General features: G+C 52.5%; 41 protein-coding genes, 1 tRNA gene and 1 pseudogene. 38 read left to right on the forward strand and 5 right to left on the reverse strand.

Annotation, left to right across the window (positions count from 1 at the left end; translation table 11 throughout):
* Positions 1–94 precede the first annotated feature (94 nt).
* Positions 95–646 carry a hypothetical protein gene (locus HII33_RS06195; protein WP_179394942.1) on the reverse strand — a complete coding sequence of 184 codons (552 nt, stop codon included), beginning with the start codon at positions 644–646 and terminating at the stop codon, positions 95–97.
* 73 nt (positions 647–719) lie between these two features.
* Positions 720–1,394, reverse strand: a complete 675-nt coding sequence (locus tag HII33_RS06200; protein WP_179394943.1) for a LexA family transcriptional regulator — start codon at positions 1,392–1,394, stop codon at positions 720–722.
* 149 nt (positions 1,395–1,543) lie between these two features.
* On the opposite strand from HII33_RS06200, the gene HII33_RS06205 reads away from it, so the two are divergent.
* A complete protein-coding gene (locus HII33_RS06205) occupies positions 1,544–1,765 on the forward strand; it encodes a helix-turn-helix transcriptional regulator (RefSeq protein ID WP_179394944.1) in 222 nt (73 codons plus the stop codon).
* 84 nt (positions 1,766–1,849) lie between these two features.
* Complete coding sequence (locus HII33_RS06210; RefSeq protein WP_179394945.1) at positions 1,850–2,059, forward strand: Thoeris anti-defense Tad2 family protein; 210 nt, start codon at positions 1,850–1,852, stop codon at positions 2,057–2,059.
* On the opposite strand, the gene HII33_RS06215 is transcribed toward HII33_RS06210, so the two are convergent.
* The gene (locus HII33_RS06215; RefSeq protein ID WP_179394946.1) at positions 2,050–2,403 is read right to left on the reverse strand and encodes a hypothetical protein; all 354 of its coding nucleotides are present in this window, start codon (positions 2,401–2,403) and stop codon (positions 2,050–2,052) included. The genes HII33_RS06210 and HII33_RS06215 overlap by 10 nt on opposite strands.
* A 52-nt stretch (positions 2,404–2,455) precedes the next feature.
* Here HII33_RS06215 and HII33_RS06220 point away from each other — a divergent pair, with 52 nt between their 5' ends.
* Positions 2,456–2,665 (forward strand): helix-turn-helix domain-containing protein, encoded by a 210-nt coding sequence (locus tag HII33_RS06220; protein WP_179394947.1) that lies wholly within the window; start codon positions 2,456–2,458, stop codon positions 2,663–2,665.
* Positions 2,666–2,779: 114 nt separating this feature from the next.
* Here HII33_RS06220 and HII33_RS06225 read toward each other — a convergent pair whose 3' ends face one another.
* A complete protein-coding gene (locus HII33_RS06225) occupies positions 2,780–3,034 on the reverse strand; it encodes a YozE family protein (RefSeq protein WP_179394948.1) in 255 nt (84 codons plus the stop codon).
* Positions 3,035–3,098: 64 nt separating this feature from the next.
* On the opposite strand from HII33_RS06225, the gene HII33_RS06230 reads away from it, so the two are divergent.
* The 24 genes from HII33_RS06230 (at position 3,099) to HII33_RS06340 (ending at position 14,806) form a co-directional block, all read left to right on the forward strand.
* Positions 3,099–3,407, forward strand: a complete 309-nt coding sequence (locus HII33_RS06230; protein WP_179394949.1) for a DUF771 domain-containing protein — start codon at positions 3,099–3,101, stop codon at positions 3,405–3,407.
* Between the two features lie 126 nt (positions 3,408–3,533).
* A complete protein-coding gene (locus HII33_RS06235; RefSeq protein WP_179394950.1) occupies positions 3,534–3,692 on the forward strand; it encodes a hypothetical protein in 159 nt (52 codons plus the stop codon).
* Positions 3,693–3,701: 9 nt separating this feature from the next.
* Positions 3,702–3,995: a hypothetical protein gene (locus HII33_RS06240; RefSeq protein WP_179394951.1), complete on the forward strand. Its 294-nt coding sequence runs from the start codon at positions 3,702–3,704 to the stop codon at positions 3,993–3,995.
* Positions 3,996–3,999: 4 nt separating this feature from the next.
* Complete coding sequence (locus tag HII33_RS06245; RefSeq protein ID WP_179394952.1) at positions 4,000–4,230, forward strand: hypothetical protein; 231 nt, start codon at positions 4,000–4,002, stop codon at positions 4,228–4,230.
* A 61-nt stretch (positions 4,231–4,291) separates the two neighbouring features.
* Positions 4,292–4,843: a host-nuclease inhibitor Gam family protein gene (locus tag HII33_RS06250; RefSeq protein WP_179394953.1), complete on the forward strand. Its 552-nt coding sequence runs from the start codon at positions 4,292–4,294 to the stop codon at positions 4,841–4,843.
* Positions 4,843–5,040, forward strand: coding sequence for a hypothetical protein (locus tag HII33_RS06255; RefSeq protein WP_179394954.1), 198 nt, complete (start codon positions 4,843–4,845; stop codon positions 5,038–5,040). The genes HII33_RS06250 and HII33_RS06255 overlap by 1 nt, the downstream gene beginning before the upstream one ends.
* Complete coding sequence (locus tag HII33_RS06260) at positions 5,027–5,791, forward strand: AAA family ATPase (RefSeq protein ID WP_179394955.1); 765 nt, start codon at positions 5,027–5,029, stop codon at positions 5,789–5,791. The genes HII33_RS06255 and HII33_RS06260 overlap by 14 nt, the downstream gene beginning before the upstream one ends.
* 494 nt (positions 5,792–6,285) lie before the next feature.
* Entirely contained in the window at positions 6,286–7,644 is a 1,359-nt protein-coding gene (locus tag HII33_RS06265) for a DEAD/DEAH box helicase (RefSeq protein ID WP_179394956.1), read from the forward strand.
* Between the two features lie 12 nt (positions 7,645–7,656).
* Entirely contained in the window at positions 7,657–8,184 is a 528-nt protein-coding gene (locus HII33_RS06270) for a DUF669 domain-containing protein (RefSeq protein WP_179394957.1), read from the forward strand.
* Between the two features lie 11 nt (positions 8,185–8,195).
* Positions 8,196–10,496, forward strand: coding sequence for a phage/plasmid primase, P4 family (locus tag HII33_RS06275; RefSeq protein ID WP_179394958.1), 2,301 nt, complete (start codon positions 8,196–8,198; stop codon positions 10,494–10,496).
* 260 nt (positions 10,497–10,756) lie between these two features.
* Entirely contained in the window at positions 10,757–11,152 is a 396-nt protein-coding gene (locus tag HII33_RS06280) for a VRR-NUC domain-containing protein (RefSeq protein ID WP_425483984.1), read from the forward strand.
* Between the two features lie 31 nt (positions 11,153–11,183).
* A complete protein-coding gene (locus tag HII33_RS06285; RefSeq protein WP_179394959.1) occupies positions 11,184–11,777 on the forward strand; it encodes an RNA polymerase sigma factor sigma-70 region 4 domain-containing protein in 594 nt (197 codons plus the stop codon).
* On the forward strand, positions 11,774–12,016 hold the full coding sequence (locus HII33_RS06290) for a DUF3310 domain-containing protein (protein ID WP_179394960.1): 243 nt from the start codon (positions 11,774–11,776) through the stop codon (positions 12,014–12,016). Before HII33_RS06285 ends, HII33_RS06290 begins: the two co-directional genes overlap by 4 nt.
* A complete protein-coding gene (locus HII33_RS06295; RefSeq protein WP_179394961.1) occupies positions 12,013–12,534 on the forward strand; it encodes a DUF1642 domain-containing protein in 522 nt (173 codons plus the stop codon). The genes HII33_RS06290 and HII33_RS06295 overlap by 4 nt, the downstream gene beginning before the upstream one ends.
* Positions 12,535–12,741: 207 nt before the next feature.
* Positions 12,742–12,966 carry a hypothetical protein gene (locus tag HII33_RS06300; protein WP_179394962.1) on the forward strand — a complete coding sequence of 75 codons (225 nt, stop codon included), beginning with the start codon at positions 12,742–12,744 and terminating at the stop codon, positions 12,964–12,966.
* Positions 12,953–13,165, forward strand: coding sequence for a hypothetical protein (locus HII33_RS06305; RefSeq protein WP_179394963.1), 213 nt, complete (start codon positions 12,953–12,955; stop codon positions 13,163–13,165). The genes HII33_RS06300 and HII33_RS06305 overlap by 14 nt, the downstream gene beginning before the upstream one ends.
* Positions 13,155–13,355 carry a hypothetical protein gene (locus tag HII33_RS06310; RefSeq protein WP_179394964.1) on the forward strand — a complete coding sequence of 67 codons (201 nt, stop codon included), beginning with the start codon at positions 13,155–13,157 and terminating at the stop codon, positions 13,353–13,355. Before HII33_RS06305 ends, HII33_RS06310 begins: the two co-directional genes overlap by 11 nt.
* Entirely contained in the window at positions 13,348–13,470 is a 123-nt protein-coding gene (locus tag HII33_RS13895; RefSeq protein WP_281362245.1) for a hypothetical protein, read from the forward strand. Before HII33_RS06310 ends, HII33_RS13895 begins: the two co-directional genes overlap by 8 nt.
* Entirely contained in the window at positions 13,460–13,633 is a 174-nt protein-coding gene (locus tag HII33_RS06315; RefSeq protein WP_179394965.1) for a hypothetical protein, read from the forward strand. The genes HII33_RS13895 and HII33_RS06315 overlap by 11 nt, the downstream gene beginning before the upstream one ends.
* Positions 13,626–13,832, forward strand: coding sequence for a hypothetical protein (locus HII33_RS06320; RefSeq protein ID WP_179394966.1), 207 nt, complete (start codon positions 13,626–13,628; stop codon positions 13,830–13,832). Before HII33_RS06315 ends, HII33_RS06320 begins: the two co-directional genes overlap by 8 nt.
* Complete coding sequence (locus HII33_RS06325) at positions 13,823–14,077, forward strand: hypothetical protein (RefSeq protein WP_179394967.1); 255 nt, start codon at positions 13,823–13,825, stop codon at positions 14,075–14,077. The genes HII33_RS06320 and HII33_RS06325 overlap by 10 nt, the downstream gene beginning before the upstream one ends.
* Complete coding sequence (locus HII33_RS06330) at positions 14,074–14,445, forward strand: hypothetical protein (protein ID WP_179394968.1); 372 nt, start codon at positions 14,074–14,076, stop codon at positions 14,443–14,445. The genes HII33_RS06325 and HII33_RS06330 overlap by 4 nt, the downstream gene beginning before the upstream one ends.
* Positions 14,429–14,638, forward strand: a complete 210-nt coding sequence (locus HII33_RS06335) for a hypothetical protein (RefSeq protein ID WP_179394969.1) — start codon at positions 14,429–14,431, stop codon at positions 14,636–14,638. The genes HII33_RS06330 and HII33_RS06335 overlap by 17 nt, the downstream gene beginning before the upstream one ends.
* Before the next feature lie 12 nt (positions 14,639–14,650).
* Positions 14,651–14,806, forward strand: a complete 156-nt coding sequence (locus HII33_RS06340) for a hypothetical protein (RefSeq protein ID WP_179394970.1) — start codon at positions 14,651–14,653, stop codon at positions 14,804–14,806.
* A gap of 13 nt (positions 14,807–14,819) precedes the next feature.
* On the opposite strand, the gene HII33_RS06345 is transcribed toward HII33_RS06340, so the two are convergent.
* Positions 14,820–15,089 (reverse strand): DUF3892 domain-containing protein, encoded by a 270-nt coding sequence (locus HII33_RS06345; protein WP_179394971.1) that lies wholly within the window; start codon positions 15,087–15,089, stop codon positions 14,820–14,822.
* Between the two features lie 119 nt (positions 15,090–15,208).
* On the opposite strand from HII33_RS06345, the gene HII33_RS06350 reads away from it, so the two are divergent.
* The 11 genes and pseudogenes from HII33_RS06350 (at position 15,209) to HII33_RS06395 (ending at position 23,899) form a co-directional block, all read left to right on the forward strand.
* Positions 15,209–15,430, forward strand: a complete 222-nt coding sequence (locus HII33_RS06350) for a helix-turn-helix domain-containing protein (protein ID WP_179394972.1) — start codon at positions 15,209–15,211, stop codon at positions 15,428–15,430.
* A 477-nt stretch (positions 15,431–15,907) separates the two neighbouring features.
* Positions 15,908–16,294 carry a hypothetical protein gene (locus tag HII33_RS06355; RefSeq protein ID WP_246287385.1) on the forward strand — a complete coding sequence of 129 codons (387 nt, stop codon included), beginning with the start codon at positions 15,908–15,910 and terminating at the stop codon, positions 16,292–16,294.
* 585 nt (positions 16,295–16,879) lie between these two features.
* Positions 16,880–16,952 (forward strand) — tRNA-OTHER (locus HII33_RS06360).
* An 84-nt stretch (positions 16,953–17,036) separates the two neighbouring features.
* Complete coding sequence (locus tag HII33_RS06365) at positions 17,037–18,185, forward strand: hypothetical protein (protein ID WP_179394974.1); 1,149 nt, start codon at positions 17,037–17,039, stop codon at positions 18,183–18,185.
* 4 nt (positions 18,186–18,189) lie between these two features.
* Positions 18,190–18,432, forward strand: a pseudogene (locus HII33_RS13795) (thioredoxin domain-containing protein); the annotation flags it as partial.
* A 61-nt stretch (positions 18,433–18,493) separates the two neighbouring features.
* Entirely contained in the window at positions 18,494–18,772 is a 279-nt protein-coding gene (locus tag HII33_RS06370; RefSeq protein WP_246287338.1) for an HNH endonuclease, read from the forward strand.
* A 75-nt stretch (positions 18,773–18,847) separates the two neighbouring features.
* A complete protein-coding gene (locus tag HII33_RS06375; protein ID WP_179394976.1) occupies positions 18,848–19,225 on the forward strand; it encodes a P27 family phage terminase small subunit in 378 nt (125 codons plus the stop codon).
* Entirely contained in the window at positions 19,218–20,948 is a 1,731-nt protein-coding gene (locus tag HII33_RS06380) for a terminase large subunit (protein WP_179394977.1), read from the forward strand. Before HII33_RS06375 ends, HII33_RS06380 begins: the two co-directional genes overlap by 8 nt.
* A 2-nt stretch (positions 20,949–20,950) precedes the next feature.
* Positions 20,951–22,189: a phage portal protein gene (locus HII33_RS06385; protein WP_179394978.1), complete on the forward strand. Its 1,239-nt coding sequence runs from the start codon at positions 20,951–20,953 to the stop codon at positions 22,187–22,189.
* The gene (locus HII33_RS06390; protein ID WP_179394979.1) at positions 22,137–22,724 is read left to right on the forward strand and encodes an HK97 family phage prohead protease; all 588 of its coding nucleotides are present in this window, start codon (positions 22,137–22,139) and stop codon (positions 22,722–22,724) included. Before HII33_RS06385 ends, HII33_RS06390 begins: the two co-directional genes overlap by 53 nt.
* Positions 22,703–23,899, forward strand: coding sequence for a phage major capsid protein (locus HII33_RS06395; protein WP_179394980.1), 1,197 nt, complete (start codon positions 22,703–22,705; stop codon positions 23,897–23,899). Before HII33_RS06390 ends, HII33_RS06395 begins: the two co-directional genes overlap by 22 nt.
* Positions 23,900–23,923 lie beyond the last annotated feature (24 nt).

Genomic DNA, 23,923 nt, shown 5'->3' on the forward strand with positions numbered 1-23,923 from the left:
CTCCATGTGTTAAAATGGAGTACGCAAAGAGCGCACTATTTAGTGTTGTTCTGGTTGCCGTCCACTATGCTGTCCAGGCTGGGGTGGACGGTTTTTATTTGCCAAGGTACTTGTTGTGCATTGCCGTTTCGGCTTTTGTTTTGGAGTTAGGTAACTGTTTTTCCGCTGCTTGAGCATTCATGTACTTAAATGCGCCAACATAAAGTGAGCCGGACGTCACGCTTCCGCCGTTTGCTTTTTTATGATTGGCGGACTCGAGAAATTCCATAGGGCCACTCGGCAGGTCTTCTCCGACGGCCGACTTATAAGCTTTTCTAAGATCTGCAAATTCACTAGCAAAAAGCTCCTTGTCGTAATCGTCGCTCATCAGGTTCGTGCGAAGAGTCGTCTCGGCGTCAACGAGTGATGCCAGCTTGCTGTTATCCATCGGGTTGACTGTTTTTTGTATTGAGGATTCAGACGATGCCTTGGTCTGTTCTTTTGGTGCCGGGGTTGTTGCCGAATTAATGAAAATGAAGACCATCATCAACACGACTCCGACGGTGGTTACGATTGTGGCTGGCTTTTTGGACTTTCCTCGCGCTAGTACCAGCATAATCAGACCAACTACCATAACAAGTGTGCTTAAAATTACCATTGCTTCCATTTCCGTACCCCCGAATAAAGTCTGTTGGTGCAACGCCCACGGCACGCCTTGCTCGTGCCTGTCGCTTGGTGGGCTAATTCAGTTCAACTACATACATCACTACTTTACCAACGATTGCTACCAAGTCTTCGTCATCATAGCTGTGGGTGACGGGGAAGAACCCATCACGATCAGAGTCAGGTTGGAAGATGTAGGTACGGTTCTGCTTGTCGTTGAAGAAACGCTTCACTGCATACTCACCGTCACAATCAAAGACTACGATGTCGCCATTCTTGAGGTCGCTTATTTCATCAATCTTACGAACGCCAATCAGTGACCCGTTTGGAATGACGCGGTTCATGCTGTCGCCGTTGGCCCGCATGAGTGAGATGTCAGAGTGCCCAGCCCACTTACCCATAACAGCATCTGGAATTGCTACCTGTTCGAGCTTGTCAGGTGCGATTGCGTCCACGGTGGTAGGGGAACCGGCAGAGATAGCGGCAGGGACGTAGGGGTAGCTGTGGATGGGAAGAGGTACTCCGGCGTCATGGTGTTCTACTAGTGCAGACTTTTTAACGCCAAAGTAATCGGCTAGCAGTTCTATCTTGTCAATGCGTGGATAGGTGTTGCCCTTGACCCAATCGCGAAAGGTAGTGTACTTAATGCCGAGCTTTTCAGCTAGTTGAGGAACTGTCAATTCTTGACGATCAATGAACGTCTGCAAATTGTTTGAAAAAATCTCTTTGTTGCCCAAATCGGATGTTGACATTGTGCCCGCCTCCTATATAGGTAACTATACGCCGCGACCGTAAATTAATCAATGGTTAAGGAAAAATAATACGACTAAACCGTAAACACTTCTTGCAAATACGGTTTAACCGTTGTACTATTAGATTTGTTGAGAGGGGAGGTGAGTTAATGAGCATCACATTAAAGGCAGCACGAGTTAACGCCGGGCTGACGCAAGCTCAAATGGCAGAAGCGTTGGGCGTTTCGGAGGTAACCATTCGTAGCTATGAACACGGAAAGACGTTCCCAGACGTTCGGCAAATTCAGGTAATCGAGGATTTGACCGGTATTCCTGTGAGTGATATTCGTTTTGCCAAAAAAGTACGGTTAAACCGTAGAGAGGAGGCATAGCATGAAAACAGAGCCCATATAGTACGGCATCTCGTACTTAAATGCAACTAATTGAGCAAACAATTGATGAAGGGAGGCGAAAACATGACTATCGGCGAGGCCATCAACAAAGCGGTTGAACAACAAAAAGGCATCACACGCGAATCGTGGATGCCCCGACCAATGTTTCTGATTCCTACGAACACAACGGCCGCGGTTCTAATCGTCTCATCACGGGATGAAGACCGACCAGGTAAGCGGTGGGAGCCGTTCAGCGATGATCTAATCGCTAACGACTGGATAGTCTACGGATGAAGAAGCTTCTTTACTTCATCAATGGCGCTTAGAACTTTGCGAACATCGTTACCAAATTTTTGCTCGCGCCAAGATATTGCGGCCGTGGTGATGTGCGACCAGATATATGTGTCATCACCCGGAGTCGCATCCATGAATCCCGCGTTGACCAGTTCACCCATTGTGAACTCAACGTCTGCCAGACTCCACTCCGGCATTACGGTATCGCGAACGTATTCTGCCGAACCCATTTCAACGGCATCACGTTTTGGCTTACCAGCTACGCGGCGTTCTTGATATTCGGACGAAATCCGCAGCAACAAATATCGAGCGTCATTGGTAAGACGTTCATATTCATCATTCATTTTTTACACCTCCCTTCGGAGGCAATTATCCCACAAGAAAGGAGGCGATACGATGCCTGAATACGACTTAGAACAGGCCCGTAAGGCTACCCGCAAGAAGTATAAAGCGGCGCTGGCTGAACGAGATGTCACCGGCCGACAGCTAGCCAAGATGCTCGGCACGAGTGAAGCGGCAATCAGCCGAGCAATCAATGGTGATTCCGCGCCGGCATACGATCGACTGCGTGGTGAGATCGCAGAGAAAATTGGAATGGAGGTCTAACGATGCAAAGTAAACAAAAAGTCCAAGTCTTCGATGCCGGTATTTATCAGCCAGTGCAAATGGTTGGTAGATACGGCAAGAAGCTTGAACTTCCAGATCAATATACGGTTGTCATCATTCCTCAAAGCCGCCACCAAGCTCTGGCGCGTCTAAATGACTCTTTTGGTAAAACTCGTAGCACTCCTCGAAAGTCTCAAGAGCAGCATTGCTCGCACGGCGTTCTAAATAAGCGCGAATTTCATCGTGGTCTCTTGATTCTGATGGGAATGTCGGGTCTTTTGCTACATCGGCTTGTAAGTCACCAATCGGCCAGTCAACACCTTTGAAGCGGTCGAGCCATTCTTTGAACGAGCAGATTACGTATTCCATTTTTTCACCTCCTTCCCGGATTCATTATCCGCCAAGAGAGGGGTAAGCGAAAGGAGGCCTAACGATGCCACCGATAACATTATCAGTCCCACCCGAGCTGATCCAGGAAGCCGTGGATAAAGCCGTAGCGGCCCGTCTAAGCCACGAACCCGACTATCGCCGCTGGTGGACGGTCAAGGATGTGCAAGACCGCTATGGCGTCAACCCGGCGTGGCTGTCGGCACACATTCTCGATAAACCGCGATTCCAGCGGCAACTCGACGGATTCGCGTTTAACTACGGTGGCCGCATTGGCTGGAGGTTCGAGCCACTGGCATTCAGCGAGTTCATGCGGCGGGAGTTTAGGCAGATCGCTAAGGAGGCGACAGCATGACGAACTTTATTCTTTGGTGCCTGGCCCACCAGCAAACGATCTGCGCGCTGGTTCTGGCGCTGCTGGTCGGCATCATCATTGGCACGCCGAACAAGCGGCAGTTCTTCGAGTAGGGAGGTGAACACAATGTATTACCAAACAGAAAAATCATTCATGGACGCAAAAGAAGTGCACAAGGTCGAAAGCCAGATTGTTCAAGTTCTTGCAGAGCACACTGGCGACCTTCAAATGGCGAAAATGATTCTTGACAATCTCAATCTGGACGCTTTTGCAACTTTGAAGTAGGAGGCTGGCATGAACCAATTTACGAAAGACGAGCTGGCCCGTGCCGAGCGCCGCAAGCGTGATTACCGCATCTGGCTGGGCCGAGCACTCAACGACCGTAGCATGACTGAGGAAGACGTAGATCACTATGCGGCAAAGCTCGACCTTGCCACGCAGGACGTTGACCGCATCAATCAATACGGTTACCACGCGGCTGTATTGATAGAAGCTAGACGGCGTGGCGTGCCGGGCGCGCAGAAGCATCTGGACGCCTTAGCAAGCGAACAGCCAATGGTTATCCACGAGGCAATTGAGAGGGGGTGAAGGCATGGAGCTATTTACCAGCACGCTCAAAGATGTGCAGCGCTACACACGTGAGGCTCGCGAGCACCAACACGCAGAAAACGTGATGGACGCTATCCGCAACGCAGCCTATCGCGGCCAAACTAGCGTCAAAGTGAAAGACGTAACGCCGCAAGAGATCATCGAGCTATCGTCACTGGGATTCGCACTAGACCCAATCGACGGCGGCCAGTGGATTTCTTGGGACGAAAAATAAGCCGCCTGCTGGTAGGACAGCAAGGCGGCTCACAACAAACTAGTCAAGGAGATTATACCACATGACAGAATTTAACCCACAAGAAGTCATTGCAGAGCATAACGACTTCGGCAATGTGAAGACCTACGAGGTCCACGACATCCACGACTTCGACAACGCAATGGATGAGATTGCCAGTCTGGACGAAGCCGACAAGGCTGTGCGTGATCGCTACGAAAAGCAGACGGCCCCGTGGAAAGCGTTCATGGAAGCCGAGTTGGCAAAGAACGAGCAACGGCGCCAATTTCTCAGTCGTGAGGTGCTCGGGTTCGTGCTCGACCACAATGACGGCCACACGCTGAAATCCGCACGCGGCTCTGTGAAGGTGCGGCAGGTATCTGCATCTGCGAAGATCGTTGACCAAGCGGCGGCAGTCAGTTACGCAAAGGCGAACGGCCTGCAAGACGTGGTCAAGGTAGCCGAAACCGTGGACGCCAAGAAGCTCAAAGAAGCCACCGGTCTGATGATTACGGCAGGCGGCAAGGTTATCGACAAAGACGGTCAGCAGATTGACGGATACGAAGTTACGCCGGCGCACACGTCGGTGAAGATTGATTCGGAGGGGATGAAGTGATGACTGACAAAATGATTCTACGTAAAGGCGACAAGACGGCGGGTTACGCGCCGGTATTCGTCAGCATTGATTGCCACGCGCGGGTAAAACAGATCGGGGCAGAGGCAAACGTGTCGATGCGCGACGTAGTGGAAGCCTGCATCCGGTTCGGCCTTGAACGCCTAGAGATTGTGGAGGACGACCATGCAACCAATTAAACACGCATCATCGATCAACCGCACGGCAAACTGGCGTGTCCTGATCTATGGCAAGCCGGGCGTCGGCAAAACCAGCGCGATTCGCAACCTGAGAGGCAAGACACTGGTGCTTGACCTAGACGATAGCTCCAAGGTGCTCGCAGGACTGCCGGATATCGACGTACAGCCATTCAACCGCCAGCACCCTAGTGATGAATGGAAGGACTTTCTAACCGGCTTACGGGCGCGATTAGAGGGCTACGACAATCTGGTTATCGACAACGTGTCTGCGTTCGAGAAGGACTGGTTCATCGAGCAAGGGCGGAACAGTAAAAACGGCATTCGCAATGAATTACAGGACTACTCTGGCTGGACGAACTACTTTGCACGCATCATGACCACGATCTTCATGGATGCGCCGATTAACGTGCTAGTCACGGCGTGGGAGAACACGCGTGACGTTACCGCCGAAAGCGGCCAGTCGTTCAGCCAGTATGCGCCAGCGATTCGTGACAGCGTGCGTGACGGCTTGCTGGGCCTGACAGACGTTGTGGGCCGCGTGATGGTCAATCCTAAGACTGGCGGACGCGGCGTGATTCTTGATGGCTCCGATGCGATTTTTGCGAAGAACCGCATTGACGGGCGGAAGTCCACGGCGATTGAGAAGCTGTTCGAGTTCGGAGGTGAAGTAAGTGAGCCGAGTGATCGAGAATCCCCTGTACGGAGTGTGGGGCACGATGAAGCAGCGGTGTCAAAATCCAAACAATCATAAATACCCAAGATATGGGGGGCGTGGCATCAAGGTTTGCGATGAATGGAACGATAACTTCTGGGCGTTCGAGAACTGGGCTAGGGCGAATGGCTATCGGCAAGGCCTGACAATCGACAGAATCGACTTCGACGGCAACTATGAGCCAAAAAACTGCCGGTGGACTGACCAGAAGACCCAGCAAAACAACCGGGGTAATAATCTCAGGCTTACGATCGAAGGCGTTACTCGAACCGCCAGTGAGTGGTCAGAAGTATCGAGCTTCAGCGCGGCGGCCATTCGGAACCGATACCTGAAGCAGGGGAGGTCAGCACACGATTCAGTCTACGGTGAGGACCCGCGCCCGGTGTTAATCACAATCGGCGGCGTGACCAGGAACATGCGCGAGTGGAATAAGGCCATGGGGTACCGCAGCCGTCTGGTTCATTCCCGCGTTGAACGCGGATGGGATCCTGTGCAAGCGGTATTGACCCCGCCAAGGAAGGGAAACTACCGGCATGGGTGAGCTTCGACCGTATCAACAGCGTTTGGTTTCAGAGGCACGCGGATCGCTTGCAAATGGCAATAAGCACGTATTGGTTCAGTCGCCGGCCGGTTCCGGTAAGACCGCAACAATGGCTGAAATAGCCAAAATAGCAACTGAGCGTGGAAACGAAGTGCTGTTCATCGTCCACCGCAGAGAAATTGTTCAGCAAGTTAAAAAGACGTTTACTGCGTGGGGTGTTGATATGAACCGCTGCTACGTGGGGATGGTTCAAACGGTGACCCGTCAACTGGATAAAATTGCGCCGCCTCAGCTAATTCTTTGTGACGAGGCGCACCACTCGCTGGCGAATAGCTACAAACACATTTTTGAGCGATTCCAAGAAGCATCGCTTGTAGGGTTCACAGCCACGCCATGCCGATTATCCGGCAAAGGCATGGGTGAAGTATATGATGATCTGATTCTTGGGCCACAGATTAAATGGTTGATTGAAAATCATTACCTCGCACCGTTCACCTATTACGCTCCGACGTTGATTGATGTTGAAAAGCTGAAACGTGCGTCCACGGGTGATTACAGTAGCAAGTCAATGGAAGATGCAGTCAAAGTGCGAGCAATATTCGGCAACGTCTTAAGCACATACAAGCGCGTAGCCGACGGAACAAAAACAATCGTCTATACCCACAACGTCAAATCGAGTGTTGACGTAGCTGCAGCATTTAACGAGGCGGGTTACTCTGCTGAACAAGTAGACGGAAAAACGCCGGCGGACAAGCGTGAGCAAGCAATGGAAAACTTCCGAAGCGGCAAAACGATGATCTTGGTCAATGCCGAGTTATACGGGGAGGGCGTAGACGTTCCAGATTGCCAAACAGTAATCATGCTAAGGCCGACCGATTCATTAACCCTGTTCATCCAACAATCCATGCGCGGTATGCGTTATAAGCCTGGCAAGCGAGCCGTAATTATCGACCACGTAGCAAACGCCTATCGATTCGGTTTGCCAGACGCTGATCGCGAGTGGTCGCTATCCGACAGACCAGCAAAGGGACACAAGCAAGGTAAGTCTGACGGGCCAGCGATTAAGTCATGCCCAGAGTGCTACGGCATGGTGGCCGCACAAGTAAAGCAGTGCCCGTTGTGTGGCTATGCCTTTCGGGCAGATGGGTCAGATTTGGAAGTTGACCCGAACGCAAAGCTGACGAAGCTCACACCAGAGTTTCACATGACGGTTGATTATCCAGTGCGGATGCAGCCGAAAGATGCAAAGTCAATCGAAGACCTGAAACTGATTGCTCATGCCCGTGGATACAAAAACGGGTGGGTGTACTTTCAGGCAAAGTCACGCGGATTTATCCCAGTCAAAAATTAGGAGGAAACTAACATGTCATTCATCACAACCGATTACAGCAAGAACCAAGAAAACGACTTTCAGCCGCTGCCGCAGGGTGAGTACGAAATGCTCATCACCTCAGCACAGGAGCGCGCCACCAAGAACGGTGCCGAATCACTCCAACTTCGCTTGACCGTGCGCAACGATCTGGACGCCGCAGAGCCGTCCACCAACGGCAAGTACCACAACCGTATCGTATTCTTCGACAACTGGAAGCGCAAGAAGACCAACCAGTACGACATGGAAGGCCTCCAGTACGTGCTCGAAGCGGCAAAGATTCCAGAAGGTACGCCGCTAAACAGCGTGGACGAGTTCTGTGCCGCGCTGATCTACAAGCCGGTACGCGTGTACGTCAAAGTTCAAAACGATCCAGAATATGGCGACCGCAACACCGTGGCGCCTTGGAACGTCAAGGAGACCAAGTATCCGACCGTTGCGCACCGTTACAAGGATGCTTCGCAAGACCCGGTGTTCGATAACGCCCAGCCGACCGTGACAGACACGGATTTGCCGTTCTAGGAGGGTAACGAATGTATGAACGAGTTCCAGAAGAACTCCGGCCCCTAAAACAATGGGGGCTGTACAAACGAATTTGGAAACCGGAGAAGGACAAGTACACCAAGATTCCGTACTCCGCTCTGACCGGTACGAAGACTAGCTCGACTGACCCGAACCAGTGGGTCACGTATGATGAAGCGCTGACGGCGCTCCAGGCGTACGATCTCGACGGTCTGGGTTTCTTCTTCGGCAACGGTTATGCAGGCGTGGACGTCGATCATATCGGCGCTGACCTTGATCGCCTAGCTGCAGGAGACACGCAGGACAACACAGCGTGGGAGTTTATGACCACGTTCAAATCCTATACCGAGCGCTCCATGTCCGGCACCGGTATCCACATCATTATCAAGGGAGAGATTCCTGGCACGCGGAGGCGCAAGGGTAACGTCGAGATGTACCAAGACGGTCGCTTCTTCGCGATCACCGGCGATGCGATCGGCACCTTCCACGATGTGAATGCGCCAAATCCAGACGACTTCAAGCGGCTGTATACGAAGTATCTCGAACCGAAAACGGTAATCGCATTACCGACCGCGACCCGTAATGAGCCGAACAATCTGCCCGAAGGCGAGATCATCACGAAGATGCTCAACTCGAAAAACGGCAGTCGCATCAGGTTACTGTTGCAGGGTGGATGGGAACAGTTCTACTCTTCGCAGTCAGAGGCAGACTTAGCGTTTGCTAATGACTTGGCATTCTGGACGGGTCGCGACTTCGCTCGAATGGATAGCATCTTCCGCCAGTCATCACTGATGCGCGACAAGTGGGACGAGAAACACGGCAAAACGACCTACGGGGTCGCCACGCTGAACCGAGCAATCAGCGACACCCGTGACACGTATCACCCTGAACGTGAGAAACCGAAGTACAAGCTGGGGTTCATCACAGACAGTGGCAAGCCGAAAGCCTTCAAGCCGCACTCATGGGACGACACGGGGAATGCTGACCGATTCGTTGACAGATATGGCAAGGTTGCGCGATACAGTTTCATCGATAAAGGCTGGTACATTTATAACGGCGCGTTCTGGGAACTGGATCAGCGTGGTCTGCTGCGAACGATGATTGACAACACAATCGCCGACCTGAAAAACGAGAAACCGTACACACCACCGGACGTTGACCCTGACAAGGCAGAGAAAGAGTGGGCAAAGTTTTGCAAGACCAGCCGTGGCAATCGCGGCAAGCGTGCGATGGAAGACGAACTACAACATCGTCTGCCGGTTACCACAGACGAGTTTGACGCCGATCAGTCGCTGATGAACGTAGACAACGGGTACATTGACTTGTCGGACGGCACGCTGCACGAGCACGACATCAAAAAGATGTTCTCTAAGCAGTCCACAGTTGAATACTCTGATACGGTCGATTGCCCAGAGTGGCAGGCGTTTCTAGAGCAGACGTTCAATGGTGACAAAGAGCTGACTGACTACATTCAGAAGGCGGTCGGTTACTCACTGACAGGGTCCGTGGAAGAACAGGTGATGTTCATCCTATATGGTTCAGGTCGCAACGGTAAGTCTGTGTTCATGGACACGCTAAAGCACATCGCCGGCTCATACAGCCGTACGATGCAAGCGAAGTCGATCATGGTTCAGCAGACCAGTGGCGGGGCGAACAGCGACATTGCCCGGCTGAAAGGTGCACGGCTAGTGTCTGCCAGCGAGCCGAACGAAGGTGTGCGACTGGACGAAGGATTAATCAAAGAACTGACCGGTGGTGAATCGGTCACCGCACGATTCCTGTACGGGCGCGAGTTCGAGTTCAAGCCCGAGTTCAAGCTATGGCTATCCACTAACCACAAGCCAATCATTCGCGGCACTGACGATGGTATCTGGCGGCGACTGATGCTGATTCCGTTCACGCACCAGGTGCCAGTGGATCAGATTGACAAACGGCTGACGTACAAGCTGGAACGCGAATCAATCGGCATCCTGAACTGGGCCGTAGACGGTGCACTGAAGTGGCAACGTGAAGGATTACAGCCGCCGCAGAGTGTGAAGGACGCGAGCCTGGCATATCGCAACGAAATGGACGTGTTGGAGCTATTCGTGAATGACTGTTGTGAGAAAGGCCCCGGATACGAAGCGCCTGCCGGTCAGCTATATGACACTTACATTAAGTGGGCAGAAAGCACCGGCGAGTACAAGATGCGTAAACAAAAGTTCGGTGCGGAGATGCAGAAGAAGTTCGAGTACGCACGGAGACGTGATGGGCGGAGGTATGTTGGAGTGAGGTTGAAGACCGATTCTCGCCTAAATTGGGCCAACGTGTGACGGATGGTGTGACGGATGAATTTTTCGCGAAACGCCTACAGACCGTAGGTTATAGCCTATATTTACTTCTTGTGACGGATGAATTGTCAAAGAGTATATAAGTAAAAAGTAAAAAATAGTATATAGAGAACTATTCGACGAATCATCCGTCACATCCGTCACAAAACACGCGGAAGTGTTGCGAGAGTAAGGATAGACGCGTTTCAACATCCGTCACATTATCCGTCACATCCGTCATAACGGAAGGAGTACCACGATTCGTGAACAAAATTAAGTCAGAACACGCAATTCAGTCCGAGATCATGCTCGCGCTATCAGCGCACGGGTGCGTGGTCGCCCGAACGAACGTGGGCACGGTGCGAACGGAAGACGGACGGCTTTTCAACGCAGGACCACCGAAGGGTTGGCCTGACGTGACGGCTATCCGGCGAGCAGACGGGCGCGCAGTACTAGTCGAGTGCAAGAACGCACGTGGAAGGTTGAGGGAAGACCAGAAACGATTCGCGGCGATGATCGCGAACACTGAAATCATTTACGGTGTCTGCCGGAGCGCCGATGATGCGCTACGGTTGCTGGCAGAGCATCCGGTGGAGGAACCAGAGGATGACGAGGCGATGCGTGAAGCACTGGGGTTCAGCCCCTGGGATGTGGAGTGAAGAAAGGTTCCGGTACGGTGGAGGAAAAGAAATGTTAAAAGCACAGAGCCTAGTCCCGATGCCGTCGAATGACGACCGGCCAGTGGGCGAAACACAAGCTCGCCCGTCGAACGCCCTCATGGCTGCAGTGTTCGCGGTTGAGAAAAAGTACGGATCAACAATCGACGCGCCGGACGACGACCCATTGATGGTGCGGGTGCACCAGCTAGCACATGCGGATGACCCAGTTAAAAAGCCTGGACATAACGGGAAAGAGGTTGACGCAGGCATCTTGAGACTTGCTCGGTTGGGGTACTCGCAAGAAAAGATTGCCACACTCACGCACACGAGCCGTGGTTATGTGCAGTCACAGCTCCGCATCGCGAACGAGCCTAACCATTCTCAAGAAGCGATCTTGTATCACCTTGAACATGGGATGAGTTACTCGGAGATCGCGGAGCTGCTTGGATTCAAAGAAACGGGGGTCCTTAGGTTCTTGTCGATCAGGAACCATCGAAAGGCCCTGGAAATGGTCAGAGAAGGTCGGCTATCGAACGCCGAAATAGCTCGTAAACTTGGCATTCGGGGAAGCTCGTTACAACGCTGGATCAGCGTAGCACGAACGAAAGGGGAGCTTAAAAATTGAAGACTGGTGAAGCGGTAAACCACCCGGCCTACTACAATCGCGGCACGATGGAGGTCATCGACATCATCAAAGCGGTGCTGTCGTATCACCCGGACATTTCACCATTCCAGGCGTGGTTGGTGGGCACGATCGTCAAATACCTCTGCCGCTTCGGTGGCAAGGATGACGTGATCCAAGAAATCGCAAAGATGCTGTGGTATACGGAAGCGCTCAAGAAAGACATGGAGGATCGCAAATGAGTTTATGGGCAGTACAGAACGACGAGGGCGAGTGGATGGACGATGTGGGAGATTTCTACCCCGAAGAGGCTCAATATGGCGTCGGCTATGTCGGTTTGATGCTGACAAAGCGCAGTGAGGCAGAGTATTTAGCCAAAAAGTATGGTGGCCACGTAGTCGAGCTAGTAGAGGTCCCGGCGAAGGTCGTGGTGAGCGAAAAGGAAGCGAAGATGCTAGAGTCTGCTAGAGCAGATAAGTGTCCCGTTACTCACATCAGCAATTTCTCGGCATGGTATGGTTCAGATGATGAAGATCGCCTCATGCGCGCCTACGTCAACGGATACACGGTCGAGAAGCCGAAGCGGTGGAACGTCAAGGTGCCACACGTCAGCAATGGTTATTACTACAAAGACAGTGACGGACTTGCAGCCTTCACGGCCAAGCGTGGTCGCATGTTACAAGAGCGTTCGCAGTTCACCGCCGCCGAGATCGATTACTACGGACTGGGCGACTGCGAGAAAGCGGAGGTGAAGGACTGATGAACCTTGAAAACGAAGCAAATTACCGTGACGGGGCAGCCGCCACTATGCAGCTGGTTGGGCCAAACGAAGATGGAGAATACATTGTTACTGCGAAAAGAACAAAGCGCGGTCGGTCTGTTCAGGAAGTGTCGATGACCTTCACACACAACGGCTTGGCTGCGTTGGTAGGATGCTGGCGCGCAGCGCTGGGGGAGGTGACTGACCATGACTAAGTATCTTGTGACCAACGGCAAGGGTGAGTATTACAGCCGTCGCGGTGATGGCTATGATTATGGATCGCCACGCCAGTTCGCATCAAAAATTGCGACCCGAAAAGGCGCAGAGAAGGTCGCACGCGAGGGCAACCTGTTCAACGTTCTGTTCGGCGCGGCGGATGCGAAGACACACCCGTATGAGGTGGTGGAGGTGAAACCTAATGATGGAGATTAAGGCAGTTCGCATCGGTGAATGTTTCTTTGAGGCTGGTCAATTCAACCGCTGGCGAGGTGATGAGCACAGCCTATTCATGACTGACAACTTCATGTCAGCACAGCTTTGGCAGGGCGACGAAGATGTCTCGCCAGAAGAGATCGCGGATTTTTGTGGCGGCAAGGTCGTCACACTTCGGGAGGTGCGAGATGAAAACTAGCAAACGTGTCTATGTTATCGGCCGGGAGCAATTGGACGGTACCATCGAAATTCTGAGCCCGTGCTACGTAAAGCAATTCGCGGCTGAGAAACGGCTTGCCCAACTGCAATACTACGGACCCCGCCGGGGTGAGGCGGGAGCAGCCAAGATTTACGAAGCTACCGGCTGGCATGAGGTGCGAGATGAGTAAGCCGATGGAGGAAGACCGATTCTGGTGGCTGGCAATGGCGTTAGGACTGCTACGTGAGCTTGATGAACGCGATAACCAGTACATCACACTGGAGGTGGCCAAGCATGACGACTAAAGCTGACATAGACGCGGCGCAAAAGGCTATCGATGCCGCGAACAATCAAATCAACAAGCTTGATCTGTGTGGCCTGTATGATTGCGCGTGGCAAGCAAACAATAACTATCAACGCATCATCGATTACAACAAGGAACAGTTGGAGGTAGCCGAGCATGAGTAACGTGCAAGCGTTTTGGTACGGCTTCTGGTCGCTTATTATTCTCACTGTAATGGTGGGGTGTATATGGGGCGACGTCACGATAAACGGTATCAACATGACAATGGGTTGGCACCGCTGGGCGATTGGCATTGCGTGCGCATTGGTGCTTGCCGTGATTATCCATTCAGTATTCTGGGGAGGTGTCCGAGCATGGCACTGATTAAGCTAGACAGCGGGGACTACATCAACACGGAAGCGGTGGACGTAATCAAGGGCGGAGATAGCCCGTACATCGGACTGCGGAGCAACAATTCATTCGACATCACCGCTGCCGACCGCGATCGTATCGTGGAAGCAATCAATAAGAAATCGACAACAAGCGTGACTGTTGTTGCGGCGAACGCGATTGCACAAGAACTCGCCCTAGATGCGCAGAATGCACGGCGAAGGGGGAATATTCTATGACAGCACAGCAGTTTTACAAGCGCGGCACGATCACTGCGGAGCCCTTCGGCCGGGATGGGTGGCTGATGCGCGAATCGTTTCTGATGCCCTACGTTGTAAGCGATGAGGCGTTGAAAGAGCATTTTGACCCGCTGCCGGTGATTCCGCAGGCAGTGTCGTATGCGATCGAGTGGTTCCAGCAAAACGATGATAGTCTCGGCGAAGTCTTTCGCAACGCCTATGAAGATTCTGACAACGATTGGAAAGAAGTGCCACAGCTGGAAGAAGCCGAAACGTGGATTCTCGACAATAGCAACATCTTCGCCCGCGCTTGGCAGATGTGGCCGGACGTGCAGATCCAGGAGGAAGCCGATGAGCCGGAAGACTAGACACACGATCGCCAAGGTCATTAAGACGATCTGGTACACGATCATGGCGGCGGGCGGACTGTTCATGCTACTTGTCATCGTGGCTAAGCTCATCGAAGACCCTGTTGCGACGCTAGGTACAATCGCGATCGGAGTTCTGGTGGGCGTAGTATTTTTGGGCGGCATGCTCTTGATGGAATGGTTGGAAAGCTAAGGAGGAAACGAAATGAATAAATATTTGGCTGAACTGATTGAAGGACTTGAGTCGGGAGCATTCGATCTCGTGCAAACAACACTTTCGAATCGGGAGGGAGAAAATGACAGCGTTGAAACGGTTTATAGCTTCATGGTGAAAATGAAAACCCCCACCACGAAAAAATAGGCGGGGGAGTTTATTAGAACTCAGGGAGATTCAGAAGATTGTCTTGGGTGGTACCGTTTCGGACTGTACGGATGTACGCGTTGCCCTGTACCGGATGAACAGACTCAACGTCTGCACGAGAACCGGTTGAAGTGGTGTAATAGTACTCCATCTTCGCGTCAATATACGTGACGACTTGAGAAACGGTCTCGGTAATCCCGTCGGACAATTTAACTGCCGTAATTTTATCGGTTGTGGTTGCACCGAATCCCTCTGTTCTAATTGCAACAATTTGGTAAGCCATAGCTTGCCCTCCTATGATTTATTAGCGCAACTGGAATACGCTGATAACAATATAACACGTACGTGTGCTGGCACACAATATGTAGTGGCATTGGTGCGAATATTGAAAGGATGTTCAATATGTGGTGTTCGATTGAAAAAATATTAGAGCGTCAAGGGATTGACGCTGCAGAGTTGAGCAAGCGGGCAGGGTACAAGAATAATTCGACTATTTACGCTATCAAGTCCGGTCAAAACAAGGACCCAAAGTTGAGTACGGTGATTAGAATAGCCGATGCGCTCGGCGTGAGCTTGGATGAGCTAAGGCCGACCAAGACGAAAGGTGAGGAGGGAAATGCATGACAGAGACAAAGCAATAGGTGTTCGAGGAAGTGTTAGCTGCGTACGAAGAAGACGAGGAGCAGCGGGTCGAAGAATGGGGCGGCCTTCCGGATGATGAAGACTACCGCGCCCGTTACGCTGCCGCCTCAGACGGCGATCCAGATTGCCCGTACTGCCACAGAACGAAAAAACACGCGAACGTATACGCACCGCTCAGTGATTGGCAGCGTATCACACACAGCGATCGACCAGAGGAGGACGTGTTGGCGACGCGTGTTCCCGGGCAACCTACGCTGTTGGTACCGATTCATTACTGCCCGATGTGCGGCCGGAAGCTTGGAGGGACAGTTTGATGGAGAAACGGCATGAAATCCACTTTCTGGGCACACAACCTAAGCAGACGACCGCCGAGTGGCTGAGGGCCGAGCAAGAGAAACACTGGGATGTTTTTTAGGGGGTGGTAGCATCGAGGAGTTAAGCAAGGGCAAGTTGGCAGCGATGGACTTGAAGTTCGAGGAGTTCCAGCACGTTGACCACGACTTGGCAGCACGCGAGTTTGAGCTTCGATACCCGTGGCGGCCTACCGACACGAACGTCGGTGGCGGACGGTCTGCAATGCGTCCAGACGGCGCAGACAGGACGCTCGCGGCGATTGAAGACGACCCACGTATTATTTACTTAAGACGGCTCAAAAACGCGTGTGAGACCGTTATAAGCCGTATGAGCGATGACCAGTTCGAAGTCTACAAAATACGTTATTGTTCGATGGTCAATTATCACTGGGCAGACATCGAGACCATTGCACCATTCAGCCACGGAGCGGTGTATCGGTACCGATATGGTATTTTGTCAGCGTTAGCGAAAGAACTGGGCGAATTGACATAATTTGGTACGAAATACGGTGGTAGTACCAGCCAAAATGAATTTTAATAGTACCATGAGGTATTCGAGCAACGGGCGAACTATTTGGGTGAGCCGGTCAACCAATACCAGTGAGGCTGTGATAAGTCACGTTGGTTTTCGGACCGCGGCGGGAACTACTCGCCAGCCTCAGGTGCAGCCACAGCTCACGGAGAGCGGCACGCCAGATCAGCGTGGACACGGATTCGGGTTCGACTCCCGGGGGCTGTATTGCCACGATGCCCCGGCAAAGCAAGGCAAAACAATTTGATGCGTACAGCCGGACAAGTGCTGTACAAGGGCCGCTCAGCGCAAGCGGCACAAGCTCCCAGCCGGCAGGTGAGGGACACGATGGGGCTGGACGTCTCGCCCATCAGCAACCGTAGGATAATAGCAAGTCCGCGGCCTAGCCGTAGTGGTGGTTCGATTCCAACCGGTTGTGTAGCTTGCAATGACCCGTCTGGTACGGGCAAGCGAGCAAATGGCCAGCGTAAGAAGACACGCTTACGCCGGATGACAGATCTGTCGTTTGCGGCCTAGCGCGGTATCTAGGATTCGTGTCAGCAAGTAGTGAGAGTAGCTAAGTGGAAAAGCGCCCCGTCACCAGGCGGGTAATATGTGGGTTCGACTCCCACCTCTCACATAGGGACCAAGTCTGGGAGGCCCTAGGAGTAGGCACAGGACTATGGCACTTCGCTTTTGTTTTTGTCAGATAGGAGGCGAGTAGATGCAATGGACAGATGAACAAATTGGAACGATGCGCAAGCTCGCTTCCGAAGGATTTACCAGACGAGAGACGGCAGACAAGCTAGGAATTAGCTACGATGCAGTCCAGAAGAAATCACGGCGGCTTGGAATTGATTTTCAATCACCCATGCCTAATGAATATGACTCAGACGGTACACAATCCAGTGAAACTATCCTAAAGGTTGTCAGGGGCCACAAAATGACGCCTAGAGAGGTTCTGGAAGCTCACGGGTATGATTACACCAAGTGGGAGCTAGTACGTGCCACAAGCAACTTCTGGAAGCAAACACCTGAAGCGACGTTGTACCAGAGCAAGATACAAATCAGGCCGTTAGTTGAAGCAGAACAATATGAATCATTGATGAATGACATCATTACACACAAGGAGCCGTATCAAGCCAAGGCTCCTATTTTTGTGGAATCAGATCGCTATCTGGTCATTCCCGCTTTTGACACGCACTTCAACGGGCACACTTTTGATGTCTATGTCGAATCATTGAAGCGTCAACTAGAGATCATTGAACGCGGCCATTACGCCAAAATATTGCTCATTCTGGGCGGCGATTTAGCTCACGTGGACAATATCAACTCAACCACAGCAAAGGGCACACAGCTCGAAACAACCGACCTAGGCGAGGCTGTGAACGAAATGGAGCAGTACTTCGAGACACTGATTGAAGCGATTATTAGGCACGCTAATGAGTGCGAGGTCATGTATTGTGCCGGAAATCATGATCCGTCAGTTGGATATATGTTTGCCCGATTATTAAAACGTGCCTACAGCAACCAGACAAACATCACTTGGGACATATCGTTGAAGCATTACAAAGGTGCAATGTTAGGCCATAACTTCATTGGTGCCACTCATGGTGATAAGGGCAAGAACAACTATCTGGCGAAGTATCTTGATGAGTTTGGCTTCATGTTAGGTACGGCACAGAACCGCGAATTATTCACCGGTCACCTGCATTCAGAGATGAGCAAAGACCTAGGCGGATTCGTTCAGCGTCAAGTATCGACACGCAAGCCAACCGACCAATGGACTGATGATATTGGCGTGGTAGCGCACAAGACGTTTGAGCTAGTCGAATACAGCGATCATGAAACGAGGGCAATCTACTATGTCTGAAACGCGAGCAATCATCTACACCAAGCCAAACTGTCCAAAGTGCCGCATGACTGCCATGCAGCTATCCAAAGTTATGCCGGTGCAGACAATCACGGCTGACACCAGCGACTACGAACGTTTCCGCGCGGCAGGCTACCAGTCAATGCCAGTCGTTACGGTCTACCAATCAGACGGGACGCACGACACTTGGTCAGACATGCGAGTGGACAAGATTAAACAGTACACAAAGGGTGATGCTCTTGGCTAACCGTGAGCGTAACCACGCCTTCTACCAGTCTAAGCGATGGCAGCACAAGAGGGCAGTAGTCATGCGCAAGTATAACTATGAAGACCAAGAAGCCAAGCGATACGGACGTATTGTGCAAGCCACGATGATTCATCACATCTATCCACTGGCTGACTATCCGATGCTGGCATTGCAGACGTGGAACCTGTTGCCACTCTCTGCTGCATCACACAACAAGATGCACGACCGGCTCACGGATGAAGTGACTGGTGCTGGATTGTATTGGCAACAAAAACGAAGACGCGATTTTGAAAAATTTTTTGCCGATAAAAATTTGGATCCCCCCCGTTCACAAAAATAATTTTGGCTTACGGGAGACGGGACAATGGGAGTTTTTTCCGACTACGCGGAAAATGTAAGTGAAGGGGGTGCCGGCATGGCACAAGAGGTAAGAGTCGAAACGCTAGACCGCCGCCGCCGGGTGGTTGAACAGATGCGGGACCTGGGCGTGTACAAGTCTGCCTATGACGACCTCATCACGATCTACGCCGGAATGCTAGACCAGTATGCGGCACTGAACAACCAATACGAGCAGTCCGGCTACAAGGTGACGGAAGAGTACACCAACAAGGCCGGCGCAACCAACCAACGGAAAGTGCCGATCCTGAACGCGATAGAATCTTTGCGCAAGGATATCGCCAGCTACTCCGATCGGCTGCAGCTGAATCCGAAGTCAAACAGCGTGGAAGTGGTGCCGACCGTCAACGCGAACCCGCTGGCCGACTTCATGAATAGCCGTGGTCGCGATGGATAACTTTGAAATCGCTAAGGCATACGCACAAGGCGTGGTTGACGGGTCGATTATGGCTAACCGGTTGCGCGTGCAGGCGGGACAACGGTTCCTAGATGACCTGAAGCGCACCGATGAGTTTGACGTCCGAATGAAGGACGCCGACTTCGTGATTGACCTGATTGAGAACGTGTTCGTGCATCAGCAGGGCGAAGACTTGGAAGGCCGGCCGATGCGTGGGCGGCCTTTGTTGCTGACCGAGTGGCAGAAGTTTTGCATCGTCAATATGCTGTGCTTCTACAAGAAAGGCACTGACCTGCGGCGGTTCCACGAAGTGCTAATCATGATTCCGCGTAAGCAAGGGAAAACCACCTTCGCGGCAGCGCTGGGGTTTGCGTTGTCCCTGCTCGAAGCGCGGTCAGGCTCCAAGCTATATGTGTTAGCGAATAGTCTGAAACAGACGATGGAATCGTTCAGCCTGCTGAAGTTCAACATCGACCGCTTCCATGACTCGACGTATAACATTCGCGACAACAACTCCGAGCACAGTATCGCCAAAGACTTTGGCGAAGACGGCTCAATCTATATCCAAGCGCTCGCCAGTGACGAGAAGCGACTGGACTCGCTGAATGCGAACCTGCTTATCTTGGACGAACTGCACGCGTTCAAGTCGGCAAAGAAATATATCTTGATGAAGAACGCGCAGAAGGCCTACCGTAACAAACTTCTGATTGGTATCTCAACGGCGGGTGACATTCCGAACGGGTTCCTCGCTCAGCGTGTGGAATATGCGAAGAAGGTACTGTCCGGATCGATCCAAGACGATGAGTATTTCTTCTTCATCTGCCAAGCTGACCAGAACGAAGAAGGCGACGTGGACGACTTCACGAGTGACGAAGTGCTGATGAAGTCGAACCCGTCCGTGGGCGTGTCGGTCTCACTCGATGACCTGCGGCGCGATGCGGAGATGGCTTTGAACGACCCGCAGACGCGGCTGGAGTTCTTCAACAAGACGCTGAACGTCTTCACGGCATCGAGCAAGGCCTACTTCGACATCGAAGACTTCAAAGCGTCCGACCGCTCCTACGATTGGTCATTGGAAGACCTCGCGAAGATGAACATCAAGTGGTACGGCGGGGCCGACCTGTCCAAGTTGCATGACCTCACTGCGGCGGCTCTGTATGGCCGCAAGGGCGATACAGACATTGTCATCACGCACGCGTTCTTCCCGCGCCAAGCCGCGCATGAAAAAGCTGATAAAGACGGCATCCCACTGTTTGGCTGGGAGGATGACGGCTGGCTGACGATGAGCAATACCGCGACCGTGCTGTATGACGACATCGTGAAGTGGTTTGTGGACATGCGATCCGCTGGGTTTAACATCAGGAAGATTGGCTTCGACAAAAAGTTTGGTCGTGAGTTCTTCATGCAGATGAAGAAGGCGCACTTCAAAATTGTTGACCAGCCTCAGTATTTTTTCAAGAAGTCCGAAGGGTTCCGGCGCATTGAGATGAAGGCCAAGAACAAGGAGCTCTACTACGTCCACAGCGAGGCCTATGAATATTGCGTGTCCAACGTGGCAGCGGTCGAGAAAACAGACGACATGATCCAGTACGACAAGATTGACGGTCAGTCAGGCAACCAGCGCATCGACCTGTTCGATGCGTCCGTGTTCGCGTGCGTCCAGATGTCAGAAGACATTACGAAGAACGAGAACGCGGCCGCCTGGCTGAAAGGAGGTGATTGAAATTGTTTGGATTAAAACGGAAAACTGAAAAACGCAGCACACCGCAGATTGTCCAAATCGGTTCACCGCAGTGGTCAGAGTTGATTCAGACCAGCGGCTACACGCGACTGGCTGACAACCCGGACGTGCAGTCTGCGGTGAATACAATTGCCGAACTGGTATCCAGCATGTCTATTCACTTGCTAGAGAATACCGACAAAGGCGACAAGCGCGTGAATAACGAGCTGTCACGTCTGATTGACGTCAGCCCGTCCAAGGGTATGACCCGGAAGACGTGGCTGACGAAGATTGTTCGTGACCTGTACCTCTACGGCGATGGCAACTCGCTGTGTCAAATCACTGCCCAGCCGGGAAGTGAGTACCTGTCAGAATTGCGGCCGCTGGATATGGCAAACGTCAGCTATATCTACGATTCGCAAACTGCCGACCTCCGTGTGCGGTACGGCGACAAGGAAATGGACTCAGCTCAGCTGGTGCACTTCCTCATCAACCCGGACCCACGTTACCCGCTGATTGGCCACGGCTTTGATGCGATTCTCAGCACCACGCTAAACAACCTGGCGCAGGCCGCCAAGACCAAGTCTGTATTCATGAGTGGCAAGTATATGCCGAACATCATCATCAAAGTCGATTCTGACAGCGAAGCGCTGAGCAGTGACACCGGACGTGATGAAGTCAAGAACAAGTACATCGGCCACTCGGACGGATTGGAGCCGTGGGTGATTCCGGCAGACCTGCTGGAAGTGCAACAGGTCAAACCGCTGACCCTGCAAGACATCGCGCTGAACGAGGGCGTTGAAATCGACAAGAAGACCGTGGCTGGACTCTTCGGAGTGCCGGCCTTTTTGCTCGGCGTCGGTGACTTCAACCGGGAAGAGTACAACAACTTCGTCAACACTCGCATTGCTGGTCTCGGTCAGATGATTGCCCAGGCGCTGACACGTGATGTGCTCATTTCAACAAGTTGGTACTTCCGATTCAACCCGCGTTCACTCTATCAATACGACCTGACCGAGCTGGTCAATGCCGGCAAGGAAATGGTTGACCGCACTTCCATGCGGCGCAATGAATGGCGCGGCTGGGTTGGCCTGCCGCCTGATGACGAAATGGAAGACCTCATTACGCTGGAGAACTACGTGCCAACCAACAAACTTGGCGATCAAGCCAAGTTGAAGGGAGGTGATGACAATGGAGAAACGAACCAGCCTGACCAAGACGGCGGACTTCCGAGCGGCGACTGAAGAAGGTGGCAAGAAATTCTTGTCCGGCTACTTCATCCGCTTCAACGAAGAAACCCAGCTGTACAGAGGTCAGTTTGAAACGGTGGCGCCGGAAGCAATTCCGGACGACATCGCAGACCAAGACATTCGCGCACTGTTCGACCACGACACCGGCAAGGTGCTGGGACGCACGAGTGCCGGCACTATGACACTACGCAAAGACGACAAAGGGCTATTCGGAACCGTCGAGATTAACGACGACGATCCGGAGGCCCTTTCAATTTACGCAAAAGTTAAGCGCGGGGACGTGTCGCAAGCATCATTCGGCTTCTACATCCGGGACCAGAAGGTGGAGAAGCGCGATGACGGCTGGCACAACACGCTGACTGACGTTGACCTGTTCGAGGTGTCTGTGGTGGCCTTCCCGGCCTATGAGACGACCGAGATTTGCGCGCGCAGTCGTGACAACGAACACGCCGAAGAAGAAGCGTTCAACGAACGCAAACAAAAACTTGTTAAGGAGTTGAAAGAAAAATGGAAAACCCAATTATCTTAAACGCACGTTTGAAGATGGCGCGTGCCGCATTAGCTGAGAACGAAAAGAAACGTTCTGAGCTTGAAACTGCCAAGCAGGCCATTCTGCGTGCTGCTGATGAGGCCGCTGATCAGGAAGCATTGGACAAGGCGGCCGCTGACAGTGACGAGAACGACAAGTCAATCGAGGATCTGCAGAAGGAAAACGAAGACTTGAAGGCCAAGATTGCTGACCTTGAAAAACAACTGGAAGACGCAAACGAAACGCCTGCAGAACCTGACGAACCGCAGACGAACGCAAAGAAAGGTGGGGAAACCCGTATGAAGAGCATTGAAAAAGAAAACCCAGAAGTCCGCAGTTTGATTGACTACCTGAACAGCAAAGGCCAGAAGCGTGACGGCATCGTGTCCGGCGATGTGGCCGCGATTATCCCACAGCAGATTCTGTACAAGGCCCAGGACGAACTCAAGTCCACATACGACCTGACAAAGTTTGTTGACAACATCAGCGTTCAAGATGCTGGTGGCACCTATGCTGTGGCCAAGAAGACTGACGAAAGCCTCCACACCGTGGAAGAACTGGCCGCCAACCCGGAGCTGGGCAAGCCTGAACTCATCACCGTGAAGTGGAACGTCGGCACCTACCGTGGTTCCATCACCACTTCCCATGAATCCCTGCGTGATGCAACTGACCTGAAGCGGCTGCTGCAGAACGTGCTCGACCAGGTTGTGCTGAACACCAAGAACCGCCTGATTGCTGAGAAGTTGAAGACCGCGACTGCTGCTACTGCTGAAGACGCTGACGGCATCAAGAAGATCATCAACGTTGACCTCGACCCCGCCTACAACAAGGTTGTCATTGCCACCCAATCTGGGTTCCAATTCCTCGACACCTTGAAAGACGGCGAAGGCCGCTACCTGATGCAGCCAGACGTAACCAGCGCAACCGGCTACCGCTTCCTGGGTCTGCAGATTGGCGTTGTTCCAGACACCGCACTGGGCAAAGCTGCGGGTGATGCACTGGCCTTTGTCGGCGATGCAAAGCGCTTCGTGAAGTTGTTTGACCGTGAAGAGGTTCAGCTGGGCTGGTCTGTGAACGAGAACTTCGCACAGGCAATGCTGGCTGCCATCTCCGTTGACGTTGAAGTGGCCGACACCGCCGCTGGTTACCTGGTAACGCTGGGCCCAAAAGCGTAGAGCCGGCTCCGAACCCGGCAACCG

Source organism: Lacticaseibacillus absianus (assembly GCF_013407595.1).
GTDB classification, from domain to species: domain Bacteria; phylum Bacillota; class Bacilli; order Lactobacillales; family Lactobacillaceae; genus Lacticaseibacillus; species Lacticaseibacillus absianus.

Excerpts from the sequence above, each read along its gene's own strand:
- HII33_RS06260 (WP_179394955.1), top strand. The coding sequence starts at position 5,027 with ATGCAACCAATTAAACACGCATCATCGATCAACCGCACGGCAAACTGG.
- HII33_RS06235 (WP_179394950.1), top strand. The coding sequence starts at position 3,534 with ATGTATTACCAAACAGAAAAATCATTCATGGACGCAAAAGAAGTGCAC.
- HII33_RS06310 (WP_179394964.1), top strand. The coding sequence starts at position 13,155 with ATGAAAACTAGCAAACGTGTCTATGTTATCGGCCGGGAGCAATTGGAC.
- HII33_RS06200 (WP_179394943.1), bottom strand. The coding sequence starts at position 1,394 with ATGTCAACATCCGATTTGGGCAACAAAGAGATTTTTTCAAACAATTTG.
- HII33_RS06285 (WP_179394959.1), top strand. The coding sequence starts at position 11,184 with ATGTTAAAAGCACAGAGCCTAGTCCCGATGCCGTCGAATGACGACCGG.
- HII33_RS06270 (WP_179394957.1), top strand. The coding sequence starts at position 7,657 with ATGTCATTCATCACAACCGATTACAGCAAGAACCAAGAAAACGACTTT.
- HII33_RS06250 (WP_179394953.1), top strand. The coding sequence starts at position 4,292 with ATGACAGAATTTAACCCACAAGAAGTCATTGCAGAGCATAACGACTTC.
- HII33_RS06320 (WP_179394966.1), top strand. The coding sequence starts at position 13,626 with ATGAGTAACGTGCAAGCGTTTTGGTACGGCTTCTGGTCGCTTATTATT.
- HII33_RS06365 (WP_179394974.1), top strand. The coding sequence starts at position 17,037 with ATGCAATGGACAGATGAACAAATTGGAACGATGCGCAAGCTCGCTTCC.
- HII33_RS06325 (WP_179394967.1), top strand. The coding sequence starts at position 13,823 with ATGGCACTGATTAAGCTAGACAGCGGGGACTACATCAACACGGAAGCG.
- HII33_RS06355 (WP_246287385.1), top strand. The coding sequence starts at position 15,908 with ATGGACTTGAAGTTCGAGGAGTTCCAGCACGTTGACCACGACTTGGCA.
- HII33_RS06295 (WP_179394961.1), top strand. The coding sequence starts at position 12,013 with ATGAGTTTATGGGCAGTACAGAACGACGAGGGCGAGTGGATGGACGAT.
- HII33_RS06330 (WP_179394968.1), top strand. The coding sequence starts at position 14,074 with ATGACAGCACAGCAGTTTTACAAGCGCGGCACGATCACTGCGGAGCCC.
- HII33_RS06350 (WP_179394972.1), top strand. The coding sequence starts at position 15,209 with ATGTGGTGTTCGATTGAAAAAATATTAGAGCGTCAAGGGATTGACGCT.
- HII33_RS06335 (WP_179394969.1), top strand. The coding sequence starts at position 14,429 with ATGAGCCGGAAGACTAGACACACGATCGCCAAGGTCATTAAGACGATC.
- HII33_RS06255 (WP_179394954.1), top strand. The coding sequence starts at position 4,843 with ATGACTGACAAAATGATTCTACGTAAAGGCGACAAGACGGCGGGTTAC.
- HII33_RS06305 (WP_179394963.1), top strand. The coding sequence starts at position 12,953 with ATGATGGAGATTAAGGCAGTTCGCATCGGTGAATGTTTCTTTGAGGCT.
- HII33_RS06300 (WP_179394962.1), top strand. The coding sequence starts at position 12,742 with ATGACTAAGTATCTTGTGACCAACGGCAAGGGTGAGTATTACAGCCGT.
- HII33_RS06340 (WP_179394970.1), top strand. The coding sequence starts at position 14,651 with ATGAATAAATATTTGGCTGAACTGATTGAAGGACTTGAGTCGGGAGCA.
- HII33_RS06370 (WP_246287338.1), top strand. The coding sequence starts at position 18,494 with ATGCGCAAGTATAACTATGAAGACCAAGAAGCCAAGCGATACGGACGT.
- HII33_RS06395 (WP_179394980.1), top strand. The coding sequence starts at position 22,703 with ATGGAAAACCCAATTATCTTAAACGCACGTTTGAAGATGGCGCGTGCC.
- HII33_RS06315 (WP_179394965.1), top strand. The coding sequence starts at position 13,460 with ATGACGACTAAAGCTGACATAGACGCGGCGCAAAAGGCTATCGATGCC.
- HII33_RS06275 (WP_179394958.1), top strand. The coding sequence starts at position 8,196 with ATGTATGAACGAGTTCCAGAAGAACTCCGGCCCCTAAAACAATGGGGG.
- HII33_RS06230 (WP_179394949.1), top strand. The coding sequence starts at position 3,099 with ATGCCACCGATAACATTATCAGTCCCACCCGAGCTGATCCAGGAAGCC.
- HII33_RS06380 (WP_179394977.1), top strand. The coding sequence starts at position 19,218 with ATGGATAACTTTGAAATCGCTAAGGCATACGCACAAGGCGTGGTTGAC.
- HII33_RS06195 (WP_179394942.1), bottom strand. The coding sequence starts at position 646 with ATGGAAGCAATGGTAATTTTAAGCACACTTGTTATGGTAGTTGGTCTG.
- HII33_RS06390 (WP_179394979.1), top strand. The coding sequence starts at position 22,137 with ATGGAGAAACGAACCAGCCTGACCAAGACGGCGGACTTCCGAGCGGCG.
- HII33_RS06220 (WP_179394947.1), top strand. The coding sequence starts at position 2,456 with ATGCCTGAATACGACTTAGAACAGGCCCGTAAGGCTACCCGCAAGAAG.
- HII33_RS06225 (WP_179394948.1), bottom strand. The coding sequence starts at position 3,034 with ATGGAATACGTAATCTGCTCGTTCAAAGAATGGCTCGACCGCTTCAAA.
- HII33_RS06245 (WP_179394952.1), top strand. The coding sequence starts at position 4,000 with ATGGAGCTATTTACCAGCACGCTCAAAGATGTGCAGCGCTACACACGT.
- HII33_RS06215 (WP_179394946.1), bottom strand. The coding sequence starts at position 2,403 with ATGAATGATGAATATGAACGTCTTACCAATGACGCTCGATATTTGTTG.
- HII33_RS06265 (WP_179394956.1), top strand. The coding sequence starts at position 6,286 with ATGGGTGAGCTTCGACCGTATCAACAGCGTTTGGTTTCAGAGGCACGC.
- HII33_RS06375 (WP_179394976.1), top strand. The coding sequence starts at position 18,848 with ATGGCACAAGAGGTAAGAGTCGAAACGCTAGACCGCCGCCGCCGGGTG.
- HII33_RS06205 (WP_179394944.1), top strand. The coding sequence starts at position 1,544 with ATGAGCATCACATTAAAGGCAGCACGAGTTAACGCCGGGCTGACGCAA.
- HII33_RS06240 (WP_179394951.1), top strand. The coding sequence starts at position 3,702 with ATGAACCAATTTACGAAAGACGAGCTGGCCCGTGCCGAGCGCCGCAAG.
- HII33_RS06345 (WP_179394971.1), bottom strand. The coding sequence starts at position 15,089 with ATGGCTTACCAAATTGTTGCAATTAGAACAGAGGGATTCGGTGCAACC.
- HII33_RS13895 (WP_281362245.1), top strand. The coding sequence starts at position 13,348 with ATGAGTAAGCCGATGGAGGAAGACCGATTCTGGTGGCTGGCAATGGCG.
- HII33_RS06210 (WP_179394945.1), top strand. The coding sequence starts at position 1,850 with ATGACTATCGGCGAGGCCATCAACAAAGCGGTTGAACAACAAAAAGGC.